Origin of the sequence: Eggerthella hominis (genome assembly GCF_014287365.1) — a bacterium.
Classification (GTDB): domain Bacteria; phylum Actinomycetota; class Coriobacteriia; order Coriobacteriales; family Eggerthellaceae; genus Eggerthella; species Eggerthella guodeyinii.
In genome coordinates, this window is record NZ_JACOOA010000003.1 from 435,669 (window position 1) to 450,289 (window position 14,621).

Annotated in this window: 15 protein-coding genes; 7 read left to right on the top strand and 8 right to left on the bottom strand. The window is 63.7% G+C overall.

Annotated features, from left to right (window positions below):
- Nucleotides 1-158: 158 nt before the first annotated feature.
- A complete protein-coding gene (locus H8S61_RS09460) occupies nucleotides 159-506 on the top strand; it encodes a type II toxin-antitoxin system RelE/ParE family toxin (RefSeq protein WP_186938797.1) in 348 nt (115 codons plus the stop codon).
- Between the two features lie 5 nt (nucleotides 507-511).
- Complete coding sequence (locus H8S61_RS09465) at nucleotides 512-799, top strand: helix-turn-helix transcriptional regulator (RefSeq protein WP_222617650.1); 288 nt, start codon at nucleotides 512-514, stop codon at nucleotides 797-799.
- A gap of 9 nt (nucleotides 800-808) precedes the next feature.
- Here H8S61_RS09465 and H8S61_RS09470 read toward each other — a convergent pair whose 3' ends face one another.
- Complete coding sequence (locus H8S61_RS09470) at nucleotides 809-1,675, bottom strand: C39 family peptidase (protein WP_186938798.1); 867 nt, start codon at nucleotides 1,673-1,675, stop codon at nucleotides 809-811.
- A gap of 250 nt (nucleotides 1,676-1,925) precedes the next feature.
- Here H8S61_RS09470 and H8S61_RS09475 point away from each other — a divergent pair, with 250 nt between their 5' ends.
- Nucleotides 1,926-2,735 (top strand): MerR family transcriptional regulator, encoded by an 810-nt coding sequence (locus tag H8S61_RS09475; RefSeq protein ID WP_186938799.1) that lies wholly within the window; start codon nucleotides 1,926-1,928, stop codon nucleotides 2,733-2,735.
- A 64-nt stretch (nucleotides 2,736-2,799) separates the two neighbouring features.
- Here the strand turns inward: H8S61_RS09475 and H8S61_RS09480 are convergent, their stop codons facing one another.
- From H8S61_RS09480 to H8S61_RS09490, 3 genes are read right to left on the bottom strand one after another with little or no spacing between them, the layout of a single operon-like run.
- On the bottom strand, nucleotides 2,800-4,218 hold the full coding sequence (locus tag H8S61_RS09480; protein ID WP_222617652.1) for an aldehyde dehydrogenase: 1,419 nt from the start codon (nucleotides 4,216-4,218) through the stop codon (nucleotides 2,800-2,802).
- 36 nt (nucleotides 4,219-4,254) lie between these two features.
- Nucleotides 4,255-5,442: an iron-containing alcohol dehydrogenase gene (locus H8S61_RS09485; protein ID WP_186938800.1), complete on the bottom strand. Its 1,188-nt coding sequence runs from the start codon at nucleotides 5,440-5,442 to the stop codon at nucleotides 4,255-4,257.
- 29 nt (nucleotides 5,443-5,471) lie between these two features.
- Nucleotides 5,472-6,011 (bottom strand): D-alanyl-D-alanine carboxypeptidase, encoded by a 540-nt coding sequence (locus tag H8S61_RS09490; RefSeq protein ID WP_186938801.1) that lies wholly within the window; start codon nucleotides 6,009-6,011, stop codon nucleotides 5,472-5,474.
- A gap of 204 nt (nucleotides 6,012-6,215) precedes the next feature.
- On the opposite strand from H8S61_RS09490, the gene nrfD reads away from it, so the two are divergent.
- The 3 genes from nrfD to H8S61_RS09505 are packed head-to-tail and all read left to right on the top strand — an operon-like array spanning nucleotide 6,216 to nucleotide 8,432.
- Nucleotides 6,216-7,088, top strand: coding sequence for an NrfD/PsrC family molybdoenzyme membrane anchor subunit (gene nrfD, locus H8S61_RS09495; RefSeq protein WP_186938802.1), 873 nt, complete (start codon nucleotides 6,216-6,218; stop codon nucleotides 7,086-7,088).
- A 16-nt stretch (nucleotides 7,089-7,104) separates the two neighbouring features.
- Nucleotides 7,105-7,482 carry a GntR family transcriptional regulator gene (locus H8S61_RS09500; protein WP_186938803.1) on the top strand — a complete coding sequence of 126 codons (378 nt, stop codon included), beginning with the start codon at nucleotides 7,105-7,107 and terminating at the stop codon, nucleotides 7,480-7,482.
- A 23-nt stretch (nucleotides 7,483-7,505) separates the two neighbouring features.
- The gene (locus H8S61_RS09505) at nucleotides 7,506-8,432 is read left to right on the top strand and encodes a slipin family protein (protein ID WP_186938804.1); all 927 of its coding nucleotides are present in this window, start codon (nucleotides 7,506-7,508) and stop codon (nucleotides 8,430-8,432) included.
- Between the two features lie 66 nt (nucleotides 8,433-8,498).
- Here H8S61_RS09505 and H8S61_RS09510 read toward each other — a convergent pair whose 3' ends face one another.
- From H8S61_RS09510 to H8S61_RS09520, 3 genes are all read right to left on the bottom strand, one after another.
- Complete coding sequence (locus H8S61_RS09510) at nucleotides 8,499-9,116, bottom strand: TorD/DmsD family molecular chaperone (RefSeq protein ID WP_186938805.1); 618 nt, start codon at nucleotides 9,114-9,116, stop codon at nucleotides 8,499-8,501.
- A 62-nt stretch (nucleotides 9,117-9,178) separates the two neighbouring features.
- On the bottom strand, nucleotides 9,179-9,796 hold the full coding sequence (locus H8S61_RS09515; RefSeq protein ID WP_186938806.1) for a 4Fe-4S dicluster domain-containing protein: 618 nt from the start codon (nucleotides 9,794-9,796) through the stop codon (nucleotides 9,179-9,181).
- 13 nt (nucleotides 9,797-9,809) lie between these two features.
- On the bottom strand, nucleotides 9,810-12,221 hold the full coding sequence (locus tag H8S61_RS09520) for a molybdopterin-containing oxidoreductase family protein (RefSeq protein ID WP_186938807.1): 2,412 nt from the start codon (nucleotides 12,219-12,221) through the stop codon (nucleotides 9,810-9,812).
- Between the two features lie 477 nt (nucleotides 12,222-12,698).
- On the opposite strand from H8S61_RS09520, the gene H8S61_RS09525 reads away from it, so the two are divergent.
- On the top strand, nucleotides 12,699-14,159 hold the full coding sequence (locus tag H8S61_RS09525; RefSeq protein WP_160941147.1) for a S1C family serine protease: 1,461 nt from the start codon (nucleotides 12,699-12,701) through the stop codon (nucleotides 14,157-14,159).
- 124 nt (nucleotides 14,160-14,283) lie between these two features.
- On the opposite strand, the gene H8S61_RS09530 is transcribed toward H8S61_RS09525, so the two are convergent.
- The coding region (locus H8S61_RS09530; protein ID WP_301332064.1) for an aldehyde ferredoxin oxidoreductase C-terminal domain-containing protein at nucleotides 14,284-14,621 on the bottom strand (338 nt) is incomplete at its 5' end.

The following is a 14,621-nucleotide window of genomic DNA, read 5'->3' on the forward strand; positions in this document are numbered from 1 at the left end:
TCCTAACCGCAGGGCAACCTGCGGGACAGTCGCCTTCCTTAACGGTTGGCAGCTGAGAGAAGGGATGGACGCATGGCTGCTTTTTCTGATCCTCAAACCCCTGACGCTTGCTTTTTACTATATATATGTAGTAAATTGAATGCGCAAGGCAGGCGAGTATGAAAGTCGAGTGGTACAAGCTTCCCAACGGCGAAGCTCCCGCTCGAACGTATTTGGACTCCCTCGATCGCAAGCTCCGAAGCAAAACACTACGAACTATCGGCTTTTTGGAGGAGAAGGGTCATCTCATCGGAGAGCCCGACTCGAAATATCTTGAAGACGGCATCTTCGAGCTTCGTACGACGATGGGCGACAATACGGGACGCGTGCTGTATTTCTTCTGCGTCGGCGATAGGGCGGTTCTGACGCATGGTTTCAAGAAGAAAACGCAGCGAACGCCAAGGCGCGAGATCGAGCGGGCGAAGCGGTGCCGTAAAGACTATATGGCTCGAACGGCGAAAGGGTGATGCGTGTGGACGACGAATACGAAGACGATTTTACCCGGTATCTCGCGGAGCAGTTGAAAGACCCCGAATTTCGGAAGTTTTGGGAAGAGGACGAGGCGGAGTTCCAGCTGCGGCTCGCCATCATCGACGCGCGCAACGAAACCGGCATGACGCAGGAGCAGCTTGCGAAGGCGTCGGGGCTGAACCAGCGCGTGATCAGCCGCATCCAGACCGGCAACGCGAACCCGACGCTGCGCACCATCGGCAAGCTGGCGCGGGGGTTCGGCAAGAAGGTCGAGATCAGGTTCGTGTAGGCGCGGGCTCTACTTGATGACCACCGCTTGCGCCCCCAGCTCGTAGTAGCGGGCGGCGAACTGCTGCAGGTCGTAGCTCACCTGGCCGGCAAGCGAGTCGCTGACCAGTACCACGCCCGCATCCAGATCGTAGCCGCTCACCACGACGCAGTGGCTGTTCGCGTACAACCGGTACGTGCGGTCGCCCGCGCGCTCCACCTGGTAGGCGGTGCCCGGATCCGCGAGCCCGATCGTGCACCAGGCGATGACGGGATTCCCGGCGGCCACTTCGTCGAGCACGTCTTCAAGCGAGGCTCCGGTGAGGTCGACGGCCTCCAGGGTGGATTCTTGCGCGGCGAGGTAGGCGGTGGCGGTCTGGGTGATGGCGGGTGCCATGCAGCTGTGGCCGTCGGTCGCGTGCGGGTCGCCCATGAACGCCGTCACGAAGTCGCTGTCGCTGAGGGGCAGCCATGCGTCGGCGATCTCGGTTTTCTCCAGCTCGAAGCCGAACGACAGCAGCGCGTTCGTCAGCGCGACGGACTCGCAGCCGGTGGGAAGCTCGGGATATTGTTCGAGCGCGGGCACCTCGAAGGAGGCGGCGCGCTGAGACTGGGAGACGTCCGCTTGCAGGGCGGCCACGTCCTGCGTGGCGCGTTTCTCGGCATCGATGTCGGCAACCGCCAGAGGGGAGGATAGCAGCGAGAACGACACCACGCCCACGAGCAGCACCGTCGCGGCCGAGAAGCACAGGCGCGTGGCGGTCCAACGACCGCGCCGCCGTCTGAAGATCGGGCGCTCGCGGCGCATGTGCGGGAGGAACTGCCGGGCGAACAGCCGACGGCGATACGTGGTGCAACGGACGCGCGAGGTGCGCCTGCGGGGCGGTTCGATGGCCATGCTCGCACCTTTCTCTTGGGTCGGCTTGCTTCTAGCTTATCGGTCGATGTTGAAAACAACCTGAAAGACGCTCGTGGGCAACCCCTTCACCTCGAACACGCCATCCGACGCCGAATTGTTTCACCCGTCGCAAAACCTCCTCATTTTCACGGAGCGCATGCGCGCGGCATGGACGATACTGATTTCGAAGAACCCCTTGACCCTCCTGTTGCAGGAGGCTGTTGAATGCGATGAGAAGGAGGTGAGACACGTGTTCTACATCGGAGAGTTCTCGAAGATGGGCAAGACCACCATCAAGACGCTGCACCATTACGACCGCATCGGGCTGTTGCGCCCGGCGGCGGTGGACGGTGTGACGGGGTACCGCCTGTACACCACCCAGCAGCTTGCCGACCTGCACCGCATCCAATCGCTCAGGCAGGCGGGGCTCACCATCGACGAGGTGGCCTCCATCATCGGCGGCGCCGACCCGCGTCCCATACTGACGCAGCGCCGCGACGAGATCGAGCGGGAGCTCATCGCGCGTGAGGACCGACTCGCGCGCATCGCATTCATGCTTTCAGGCGAAGAAAAGGGGTTTACCATGGACTATCAGGCAACCATCAAGGACATTCCCAGCTGCATCGTGTTCTCCAAGACGATGACCGTACCCGACTATTCCGCATACTTCGAGGTCATTCCCGCCATTGGGCGCGCCGTGCAGGAGACGAACCCCGATCTTAAGTGCGCCACGCCCGAATACTGCTTCATCACGTACCTCGATGGCGAGTACAAAGAGCGCGACATCACGATGAAGTACAGCGAGGCGGTGGAGGCGTTCGGGGTCGAGAGCGACGGCATCGTGTTCGAGGAGGTTCCCGCCGCGACGGTGGTGTCCGTCATGCACCGCGGGTCGTACGCCGACCTGCCGCGCGCCTACGCGTTCGCGATGGAGTGGATCGAACAGAACGGCTATCGCACGACCGACCTGCCGCGCGAGAGCTACCTCGACGGCATCTGGAACGGCATCCCCGAGTCCGAATGGCTCACCGAGATCCAAGTTCCCATCGAGAAGAACTAGTGCCGAATGCGAGGCGGGGCGGATTGCTCCGCCCCGCCTCGTTCGATCGCTTCGGCTCGTCCGTCTACCGCATCAGCATTCTCAGCAGCTTGATCTTGTCGCCGAACGGGGGGTTGCGGATGGGCATCTCGATCCAGGTGCCCTTCGTGAGCGTGGACTTGTAGTGCGTGAAGCAGTCGAAGCCCACCTTGCCATGGTAGGCGCCCATGCCGGAGTTGCCCACGCCGCCGAAGCCCATGTGGTTGTTCGCGAGGTGGATGACCACGTCGTTGACGGTGGCGCCGCCGAACGGCAACTCGCGGATCACGCGTTGCTGCACGTGCTTGTCGTCCGAGAACACGTACGTGGCCAAGGGCTTCTCGAACGTGCGCACGATGGCGAATGCCTCGTCGAGCGTCTTGTACGTGAGGATGGGCAGCACGGGTCCGAAGATCTCCTCGTTCATGACGGGGTCGTCGAGCGTCACGCCGCGCAGGCAGGTGGGCTCGATGCGCAGCGTGTCGGGGTCGCCGTGGCCGCCGAACGCCACCGTGGCGTTCGGGTTGCGCTGCTCGATGAGCCCCATCACGCGCTCGAAGTGGCGCTGCGAGATCATGTGCGGCCACTCGTCGCAGGCGAGGATGTCCTCGCCGTAATACCGATGGAAGCATGCGTCCAGCTGCTCCACGAAGTCGTCCACCACGCGCTCGTGCACGAGGAAGTAGTCGGGCGCCACGCAGGTCTGTCCGCAGTTGATGCCCTTTCCCCAGGCCACACGCTGTGCCGCGCGCTTCACGTTGGCTGTTTCGTCCACGATGCAGGGGCTTTTGCCGCCCAGCTCCAGCACTACGGGCGTGAGGTGCTTCGCCGCCGCCTCCATGACGGTGCGGCCCACGTTCGGGCTGCCGGTAAAGAAGATCTGGTCCCAGCGCACTTCCAGCAGCCAGTCGTTCATCGCGCCCGAGCCGGGGAACCCGCACACGAACTCGGGTGGGAACACGTTCGCCAAGATGTCGATGAGCAGCTCGCTCGTGTGCTTCGACGTGCGCGAGGGCTTGAGCGCCACGCAGTTGCCGGCGGCGATGGCGTCGACCATCGGCACGAGGGCCAGCTGCACGGGATAGTTCCACGGGCTGAGCACCAGCACCACGCCCATCGGGCTGGGGTACACCTTCGATGTGGAATGGAAGTGCACGATGGGGGTGGGCACCCGGCGCGGGCGCGCCCAGCTGTTCAGGTGCTTGAGGCACGTGGCTATCTCGTCGTAGACGATTCCCAGCTCGGTGGCGTAACCCTCGAACGGCGCTTTGCCCAGGTCGGCGGTCAGCGCGGCCAGGACGCGCTCCTCGTTCGCCTTGAGGTACGCCCTGAGCTTCTCGAGGGCCTGGCGGCGGTACTCCACGTCGAGCGTGGCGCCCGTCAGATAGAACGCGCGCATCTTCTGCGCGGCGGCCTCGACGTCGGCGACGCTTTCGTATGCGGGATGTGCGGGGATGACGCTCATGCGGCGCTCCTTCGGAATCGGCAGGGTCGGGCGGGATCAGTAGGCGGCCTCGAGGATGGCGAGCGCGTCCTCCAACGTGATCTCGGTCTCGTTGTACAGCGCGGCGCCGTCGTAGCGTGCCTGCTTGGCCACGGCCGGCAGGTCGTCGCGCGACACGCCCAGCTCGGACAGCCTGAGCGGCACGCCGTACCCGTCGCGGTACAGCTCGTTGAGCGAGAATAAGTGCTCGGCGAACGCCTCGTCGCGCACGCTCGACGCGGCATCGGCGCCCAGGGCCGCGGCGCGCGCGGGGGCGAGGGCGCCCAACAGCTGGCCGTACACTCCGGCGTGGATGCCGCGGTCCAGGTTGAACCGCACGCAGTGGGGGAGCAGCATCATCATGGCCTGGCCGTGCGGGATGTGGCAGAGGCCGCCCAGCGAATGGCCGATGGCGTGGACGATGCCCACCATCGCGTTCGAGAACGCCGCGCCCGCCATGAGCGAGGCCAGCGCCAGGCTCGTGCGCGCTTCGGCGTTCGCCCCGTCGCGGCAGGCCAGCGGCAGGTTTTCGGCGATGAGCTCGATGGCCTTCACGGCGAACGCGTCGGACACGGGGTTCTTCTGGATGGAGGTGTACGCCTCGATGGCGTGCGTGAGCGCGTCCATGCCGGTGGTGGCCGTCAACTTGGGCGGCAGCGAGGACGTGAGCGCGGGGTCGAGGATGGCCGTGTGCGGAACGAGCTTGTACGAGGTGAACGACAGTTTCGCGTGCTTCTTCGTGTCGGCCACCACGGCCACGAGCGTCACCTCGCTGCCGGTGCCGGCCGTCGTGGGCACGGCGATGAACGGCGGCAGGTCGGCGTGCAGGATCTCGGAGCCCTGCAGCGTGGCGAAATCGACGCCCTCGCAGGCGAGCGAGGCGGCCGCGCCCTTCGTCGTGTCGATGACCGAGCCGCCGCCGATGGCCACGAACCCGTCGCAGCCGCGTGCCGTGAACAGGTGCGCCACCTCGTTCACCACGTCCATCGATGAGTCGGGCGGCACCTGGTCGAACACCTCGTAAGCTACGCCGGCGGCGTCGAGCACGTCGGTCAGCTTCGCGGCCACGCCCAGCTTCACCAGGCCGGCATCGGTCATGACCAGCGGGTGCTTCATGCCGCGGTCGGCCATCTCGTCGGGCAGCTTGTCCAGCGCGTGCGCGCCGCAGACGATTTTCGTGGGGCAGGAAAACTCGAATCCTTGCATATGCTCCTCCAGGCGATCAGGGACGGCGATCAGGCGCGCGGGGCGGACGGGGACGACGGGCGGGCGGCGGGCGTGCGGTAGGCGGCGCGCCATCCGAAGAACAGCTTCAGCAGTGCCGTGAACATATAGGTGAGGGAGACGCCCGTGTTGTTGGGCCCGCGCGTGGAGAACGCGCGCTCGGCGAGGGCGGCTTTGAGCGTCGTGCCGCCCGAGAAGCAGCTGAACGCGTAGGCCAGCGAGCGGAACGCGATGACGTAGTCGACGGAGACGGCCTGCGCGTCGGCGCTGGCCAGGCCGCTGCCGGGCTCCACGTCGGTGGCCAGCCGGTCGGGCGGCACGCGCTTGAACGCGCCGGACGCCGTGCGCCGGCACGCGCACGCCAGGTTCGTCCCGTTCACGGACAGCATGAACGTGTAGCCCGGCTCCAGGTAGTCGACCTCCGCGCGGATCTTCGGCGACACGTGCTTGAACAGGTTGATCAGATGCGGCAGCAACCGCAACAACACCCGAACATAGAGCGCCTGCGCGGCCTGCGCGGCGCTTACGCGGGGACGAGGGGAAGAGGGCATGCCGACTCCTTCGTGTTCGCATCTTCGTCAATGTGATCCTTATGATACTCCGTTCAAGCGCATCTGCGATTATCCATGATGCAAATGGCACGAGAATGGCGCGATGAGAGGACGCTCTGTCGGGCGTTTTCGTAAGGGGAACATGGTTGATGCGGGGTATAATGAACTAGTTTGATAGCGCACTGATTCAACTGGAATGAGGATATGTTCGGATTTGGGACCATACTGTATCTTTTCGCCGCCGGTGCCGGAGCCGGGCTGTACGTCGTGCAAGCGTGCGTCGATCCCTCTAATGCGCTTCGGACCCGTGGGCCCCGTGATGCGCAGCTGCTCGTTCGAAAGCTCATTATCGTTGCCCCGGTGCTCGTGTGCGTGGGCAGTATGTTCCTTGTGCTCGACCTCTCGCGTCCCGACCGGTTTTTCCTGGTGTTCCGCAATCCGGACACGTCGCTGATCTCTCTCGGTGCATGCCTGATCGTGCTGTTCGTTGCTTTGTCGGCGATGGAGAACGCTCTGTGGAATTCTTCGGGACCCACCCTGGCTCGCGTTGTGCTTGCGGTCAGGGCGGCAGCGTTCCTTGCTGCGATCGGCGTCATCCTGTACACCGGGTTCTTTCTGATGAGCATGCGGGCGGTGCCGCTCTGGCACTCCGCCTTTATCGTGCTGTTGTTCACGGCGTCGTCGCTGTCATCGGGGCTTGCGTTGCTCATGCTGCTGTACGTCGCGTCGTTCAGGCGGTCGCACATGCCGCTCTTCATGCGCCGCGCCTCTCAGGTTGACACGGCGTTGCTGGTGGTGGAGCTTGCGCTGCTCGTCGGGTTCGTGGGAGTGCAGTTCGGCGGAGCGCCCGCTGCGATCGAGGCAGGTTGGCGATTGCTCGTTGGAGACGTCGCGTGGGCGTTTTGGATCATGCTCGTGGGCGTCGGTTTGCTGTGTCCGCTCGTGATCGACGTGGTGAAGGGAAAGACTCCCGCGCCGGCGGCTTTCGCTCTGAAGGCCATAACCGTGCTGGTAGGCTGCTTCTTTTTGAGGTACTGCATCATGGAGGCGGGCGTGCGCGTTCTGTCTCTCCAATGATGAGGAAGGCGAATTGGTGAAACGGTTCAAAATCGACGAAACGTGCCGCATCCCGATCTGGGTGCAGTTGCGCAACTACATTCTCCACCTGATTCTCTCGGGAACGTACCGAGAAGGCGACCAGCTGCCGTCCGTGCGCGAGCTGTCCGCCGAGCTGGAGATCAACTACAACACGGTGAGAAAAGTGTACAACGACCTCATGAAGGACGGGTTCATCGCAACCGAGCGCGGGCGCGGGACGTTCGTCTGCAATGAGAAGAAGGCGCGTGAAGCTGCCGGTGCCGACGTCGTGGACGTGATGGCGGATGATTTTATCGACAAGTGCTACGAAATGGGGTTCTCGTCTCGCGAGATCATGGATGTCTTCGAACGAAAGCTGGGTGATCGACTATGAAGCGTGAGCATCGTAGGGGAGGAATGCGCCAAACCGACGGCGTTTCGAGGGAAAGGCGCTCCCGTTCGTTCGAATCGGCGGGTTCCTCGTTTGAAATCGAGGAGAATCGTGCGAATCGCAACGGTTCGTACCTGTTTTCGCTCTTGCTGTTCGCTGTCGGCTTTGCGGTCGTGGGTTTGTTGCTATCGCTGGTCCTCGATCCCGTGGTCGCTGCGGTGGCGGCTCTCGTAGCCGCCGTGTTCGCGGCCAGCTCGGTACGCGTAGCCATGTCGTGGGAGCGCGTCGTTATCACCCGGCTCGGCACGGTGCAACGCGTGGTGGGTCCGGGGCTGTATTGCGTGATCCCCTTCGTCGAATCGGCTTCGATGTCGGTAGACCAGCGCATCATCACCACGTCGTTTACGGCGGAGGAGGCGCTTACCTCCGATCTCGTGCCCGTCGACGTGGACGCGGTGGTGTTCTGGATGGTGTGGAATGCGAAGAAAGCCTGCATGGAGGTGCAGGATTACCCGCTTGCCGTCGCGTGGGCGGCGCAAACCGCGCTGCGCGACGCTATCGGACGCACAGAGCTGAGCGATCTTGCCACCCGTCGCCAGCAGCTCGACGCAGAATTGCAGAAAACCCTCGACGAGAAGTCGCAGGATTGGGGCATCACCATCGCGTCGGTCGAGATCCGCAACATCATCGTCCCGGCAGAGTTGCAGGACGCGCTTTCTAAGGAGGCCCAGGCCGAGCGCGAGAAGAACGCGCGCATCCTTCTCGCCGAGGTGGAGAAGGACATCTCCGAAATGTTCGTCGAAGCGGCTGAAACCTACGACCGTAACGAAAAGGCGTTGCATCTGCGCACGTTGAGCGCGGTCGCTGAAAGCACGCGCGAGAAGGGCGGCCTGGTCATCGCCCCCAGCAGCATCGGCGACGTGTTCGCGAATCTCGACGCGTTTTCCAAGTAGCCATGACAACGCCCCCGACCCGTTCGGGCCGGGGGCGTGCGGGGAGGGAAGGTCGTCGCTCGGGGATCATGCGGGGAAGCAGGCGCGCCCGAGGCTTCCGACGAGCGCATATGCAGGTGTTGCAGACTGCTGCTCTACGATCGTGAACATCTCGGGGGCCCATGTTCCCAGATGCCGCTCGACAAACGACGATGCGTCATCGGAGCGTCGTTCGTCGAGCAAAAGCGCCACGTAGGCAAGTTCGGTTCCCAGGTGGTCGGGTGGCACGACGCCGCCGTGCGCGCGAACGTACCCGGCTGCTCGGTACTCGTCGTCGAGCTTGAGGGCGAGGCGGTTCACCACGAGCAGCGGCTTTTCCTCTCCCCGTTGCTCGCATTTGAACTGGGATTCGCAGAGCGGCGCGAGCGGTGCCGTGGGGTGGGAGAACAGCCGGGTGTAGTCTTGTCGCAGCTCAGAGAGCGTCATCGATGCCACCCGCGCTTCGCAGGCGGCAAGGCGAGCCTCGACGCGCTCGCCGGCGACGTCCTCGCGGGCGAGCCAAGGGAGCAGCGCTCGAATGCTTGCAGCCAGCGATCCATCGTCGATGCTCGCGACCAAGTCGGGCGTCGGCAGGCTCACGCAGGCGCTGAGGATCCGGCACGTGTCTGCCATGGCCATCGTTCGCTCTTCGCAGTTTGCGTTCATAGCGCTGTCCCTTTCTCTCGTCCGCCGAGCCACCGTGCAAGGGCGGCTCGGCGGATTGCCTGCTACACGAGGTACAACGTCGTGGGATCGGTGCCCTCGGAATCGAGGTAGTGCATAGTCTCGCGATCCTTGAGCGCCCTGGAGGCATCCGATTCCGGATCGTCCAAGTCTCCCCAGAAGCGGGCGTGCCCGGGACACAGCTCCATGCAGGCGGGCTTGCGGTCGTTCATGATGCGCTGGTAGCAGAAGTTGCACTTGTCGACCGTGCCGCCCACGTGATCTGGCTCGGCGCCGTCTCCCAAGGCGAAATCGAGGTAATACGCCGGCTCGTCCTCGTTGAGGACGCGCACGTCGTACGGGCAGGCGGCGATGCAGGCCTTGCATCCGATGCACGCTTCCGCATTGACGAGCACCACGCCTTCGTCCGAGCGATACGAGGCTCCCGTCGGACAGACCTCGACACAGGCCGGCTTCGCGCAATGCTGGCACGAGATGGGAAGGTACGTCATGTCGATGTTCGGAAACGTGCCGCCGCCGCAATCGACGTCGGAGCTCGCCGAAGTGATGATGTGGTTCCAACGCACGCCTTTCGGCAGGTTGTTCGCGGTTTTGCAGGCTACGGCGCAGGTCTGGCAGCCGAAGCAGCGTTTGGTGTCGATAACCATTCCAAATCGGGTCATGTCGGGCTCCTCTCTACGCCTTCTCGATGGCTACGGCGCAGTCGTTGAAAGGCTGGTTTGCACAGAAGCCGTTGCTTTGCACGGTTCCCAGGTTCGAGAGGTGGCCGTCGATGGACTGGCTTGCCGTCCATCCCTTTACGGCGCTCAAAATTCCCGGAGGGTTGTTGGGTCGGATCAACGCATGCGCGATCAGGTATCCTCGATCGTTGTGCACCTTCACCTTGTCTCCGGTGGCGATGCCGTAGGATGCCGCGTCTTCAGGGCCGATGTACACGTATTGCTCGGCATCTACCTCGAGAAGGGCTTCGACGTCGTACCACTGCACATGGGTGCGGAAGCGGCTGTGCTCGGATATGAGCTGGAGTGGGAACTTCTCGCGCGCCGGGCTGTTGACGCCTACCTCGAGCGCCTCTTCCCAATACGGGAGGTATTCCTTCTCGAAATCCCAATCGGGTTTGTAGTCGTTGGATGCTTTGGGATCCTCGAGGTAGAACGCGGCGCGTTTCGTCGGAGTGGGGAACACCCCGCCTTCGGCGAATACGTACGGTTTGTCCTTCGTGGGGATGCGCTTGAGCGTCCCCTTCTCCTTGAGCGCTTCGTAGGAGAGGTTCATCGAGCGTGCGTCGTCGGTATCGAGCAGCATCTCGATCCATTCCTTGGTGGTGAACTGGAAGTGTTCGCCGTAACCGAGCGCGTCCGCCAGCAGCTTGATGATCTCAAAGTCCGGTTTGGATTCTCCCAGCGGCTCGAGCGCGGGAGCCTGGTACACCAGGCACGAATGCATGACCATCGTCGACATGATGTCCTCGCATTCGAACCAATGGCAGCAGGGAAGCACGTAGTCGGCGTACTCGGCCGTTTCGGACATGGTCATGTCCGTTACCACCAGCAGATCGAGCGCTTTGAACGCCTCGATGGTCTTCGTGCGGTCGGCGACGTTCGCCACGGGGTTGACGTAGGCGACGTACATGCCGCGCAGTTCGCAGGGTTCGTCGTTGTACGTGTGGTTGACGATGGCGTCCTCGAGGCGCAAAGCCTGGATGCTCTTGGCTTTCTCGACCGGGCTGGGCACGTCGGTGACGGCTTTCATATTGAGCGCGTTCGTGCCGGCCGCATTGCATACGCCGATGCCTGCGCCCGAGACGCCAACGTTGCCGGTGAGAAGCGCCAACGCCACCATGCAGGAATAGTTCCAATGGCCGTTGTAGTAGTGGTCGGCTCCGAAGCAGGTGTGGATGGTCGACGGCGTTTCGCAGGCGTACAGACGGGCGAGCTCCTCGATGTCGGCTTCGGGGATGCCGGTGGCTTCCGATGCCCGGCTGGCCGGCCATTCCGCAATGCGGTCTCGCAGCAGCGAATATGCGGTGGTCAAGGTCTGCCCGTCGAGGTCGACCGTGCCTTCGATGACGGGCTGTGCGATGCTGTCGGGCGTGTTGAAGTTCCCTTCGGCATCCATGACCACCGGCACGTCGGCATCGCTGCCCGCCTCGGCCTTTCCGAGGTCGGACAGGCGCAGGAACTTGTGCGTGTCGGGCTTCACGAGGAACGGCGCCACCGTGTGGTTCGTGATGAAGTCGACATCCTCCCAGCCTTGCTGCAGCACGATGTTCATCATGCCGAGCGCAAGCGCCCCGTCGGTTGCGGAGCGGATGGGCACGTACTTGTCCGACAGCGCCGCGTTCGCGTTGTACAGCGGGTCGATGGTGACCACGTTCGCCCCGTTTTGATGCGCTTCGGTGATGAAGTGCATGATCTGCATCTGCGAGACGGCGGGGTTCGCGCCCCAGATGAAGATGGTCTTGGCGTTGGCGAGGTCTTTGGGCTCGTTTGCCGTGTTGAAGAACGAGGCTCCCATCATGCGGCTGCACACGTACTTGGTTGCCGCATCGACGGCGTTCGCCAGCGTGGAAACGCCGGTCGCCTTCTTGAATCGAGCGTAGATGCTGCTGGTTCCGTTGCCCCCGACGCCGCCGAAGTTGCCGGTCAATCCGGCAGCGGCCATGGCCCCGGGGCCGTACTCGTCGGCGATGGCCTTCCATTTCTCCGCGATTTCGGCAATCGCTTCGTCCCAGCTGATCTGCTCCCACGAACCTGATCCGCGTTCCCCGGTGCGTTTGAGGGGCGCGGTCAGTCGTTCGGCGCTGTACACGCGGTAGGGATGGGTGTAGCCTTTTTGGCAGATGCGGTTGTACACCGGGTCGTCCATCTCGCGCATCGACGTGCGTACGAGCTTGCCGTCGCGCACGTGCAGGTTGAGCGAGCACCCTCCGTTGCAGAAGCTTCGGCACGAGCCCGGGTACACGTCCTCTTCGACGGGCTCGAGCGCGGGTACGCCCGGCTTCTCCGCTTGCTCGGTTTTCTTCGGCGCGCACGACGTCAAGCTTGCCGTTCCCGCAGTGGCGACAAGCGCAGCGGTTCCCGTCAAGAAGCTCCTCCGTGTGCACGTGCTGGGCGATGCCGTCTCCTGTACGGCATGGTCCTGTTTCATAGTTCCCCCATTCGTCGTTCGCCTGTTCGAAGGCTCGCCGCTTCCCCCGGGGTATGAAGATCGATCGATGCGCTCGACGCGATTCGTTGCGAATGCGCGTCATGAGCCCCCTCTGGTTCGCATTCTAGCAAAGAAATAGTGTGCTAGCAAGATAGTTCACTATTTCATTTTGGGGATAGAAGGACGCACGGGGATGAGGAGGCGCTCCCCCCCCCTCTCTCTTCCCGGGTCCTGCGCTGGGCGGTGTACGGGTTGGTTTCGCTCCGTACACCATTTGGTGTAATTCCGTGTCGCAAAGGTGACAAATGGTTTCGAGCGTCTTTGAACGGGGGAGGGGAGTGCTAAGGTGACGGCATTCAAAAAAGAAAAGCTTGGCGATCATAGACCAGCACGAATCGAAGGAGCGTGAAGCACATGACCGATACCCATGGCAGCACCCCCGGCAACGGCCCCGTGCCGCCGACGCAGGGCGACGAGCATGCTCAACATGCCGCCCCGACGGGCCAGCAGCCTTATTATCAGCAGCAACAGCAGTACTACCAGCAGCCGCAGCACCCCCAGCATCCGGCGGGCGGGGTGACGGTGCAGAACAAGTCGCACGGCGGCAGGACGTTCCTGCTCGCCTTCTGCGGCGCGGCCGTCGCCTGCGCCATCGGCTTGGGCGGTTTCGGCATCTGGCAGGCCAGCACCGGCGGCAGCGACGCGGGTTCCTCCTCGTCCTCGACGCAGCTCGGCTCGCAGAACTCCGGCAGCATCAACGCCACCGACGCCGAGTCCGACCAGACGCTGGCCGAGGCCGTGGCGCAGAAGGCCCTGCCTTCCGTGGCCGCCATCGACGTGTACACGAATCAATCGTCCGGCATGTCGGGCATGTACGGTTCCGGCAACTCCGGCTCCAGCACCGGCACGCTGACGCAGTCGTCGCTCGGCAGCGGCGTGGTGCTCACCGCCGACGGCTACATCGTCACGAACTACCATGTGATCGAAGGCGCCGACGCGGTGGAGGTCACCGTCGAAGGCGAAACCTACGAAGCCGACGTCGTGGGCAGCGATCCCAGCTCCGACATCGCGGTCGTCAAGGCCAAGGATGCCAGCGGCCTCACGCCCATCGAGATCGGCGATTCCGACGACCTCATCATCGGCGAGTGGGTCATGACCATCGGCAGCCCGTTCGGCCTCGAGCAGTCCGTCGCCACGGGCATCGTGTCGGCCACGAGCCGTTCGCAGATCATGGACAGCTCCACCGACCAGTACGGGCAGAGCACCGGCGAGACCACCATCTACCCGAACATGATCCAGACCGACGCGGCCATCAACCCCGGTAACTCCGGCGGCGCGCTCGTCGACGCGGACGGCAAGCTCATCGGCATCAACACGCTGATCACGTCCTACTCCGGCAACTACTCCGGCGTCGGCTTCGCCATCCCGGTGAACTACGCGGTGAACCTCGCGCAGCAGATCATCGACGGCAAGACCCCGACCCATGCGCAGCTCGGCGTGTCGCTGTCCACGGTGAACGCCCAGAACGCGCAGCGCTACGGCCTGTCCGTTGACTCCGGCGCCTACGTGGCCGCCGTCAGCGAGGGTTCCGGCGCCGCCGAGGCCGGCCTGAAGGAAGGCGACATCATCACCAAGTTCGACGGCGAGAACGTGGAATCTGCCAGCGACCTCATGCTGGACGTCCGCTCCAAGAACCCCGGCGACAAGGTGACGCTCGAAGTGAACAGCAACGGCGAGACCAAGCAGGTCGAGGTCACGCTCGGCTCCGACGAGAGCACGCAAAGCGCTTCGACCCAGCAGAACAACGCCCAGGAGTCCATGCTCGAGCGCCTCTTCGGCGGCGGCTCCAGCAGCTCCCAGCAGGACGCGGCGTAACCCCTCCCTGCCATCTCCTCTCCTTCGACGGCCCCCGCTTCCCCAGCGGGGGCCGTTGTGCGTGAAGGGCCCCGCTGGGAAGCGGGGGCCCGGGGAGGGGAGGAACGTGAGGAGGGAGGCGGGGCTACGGCAGCAGGCCGAGCGATTGCAGGTCGTCCTTCACGTCGGCCATGCCGTACCGATCGAGGCAGGCGGCCGTCGGGCAGCCCTTCTCGTGGTCCCAGCCGAACGTGTCGTACACCATGCCCAGGGCGGTCTGGAAGTCGTCGCGGTCCATCTTGTCGGTTCCTTCGGCGAAGGGCTGGAGATCGGGGTCTTTCGTGAACGCCCATTCCGTGATCACGTCGTGGACGTTGCGCATGTCGTTCTCGCCCATCGTGCCGTCGTCCTTCGTCATGCCGCGCACGGTGTTGGCGCGCTGCAGCGTCATGATCTTGGCGCCGGCCTGGTACAGGTCGTCGG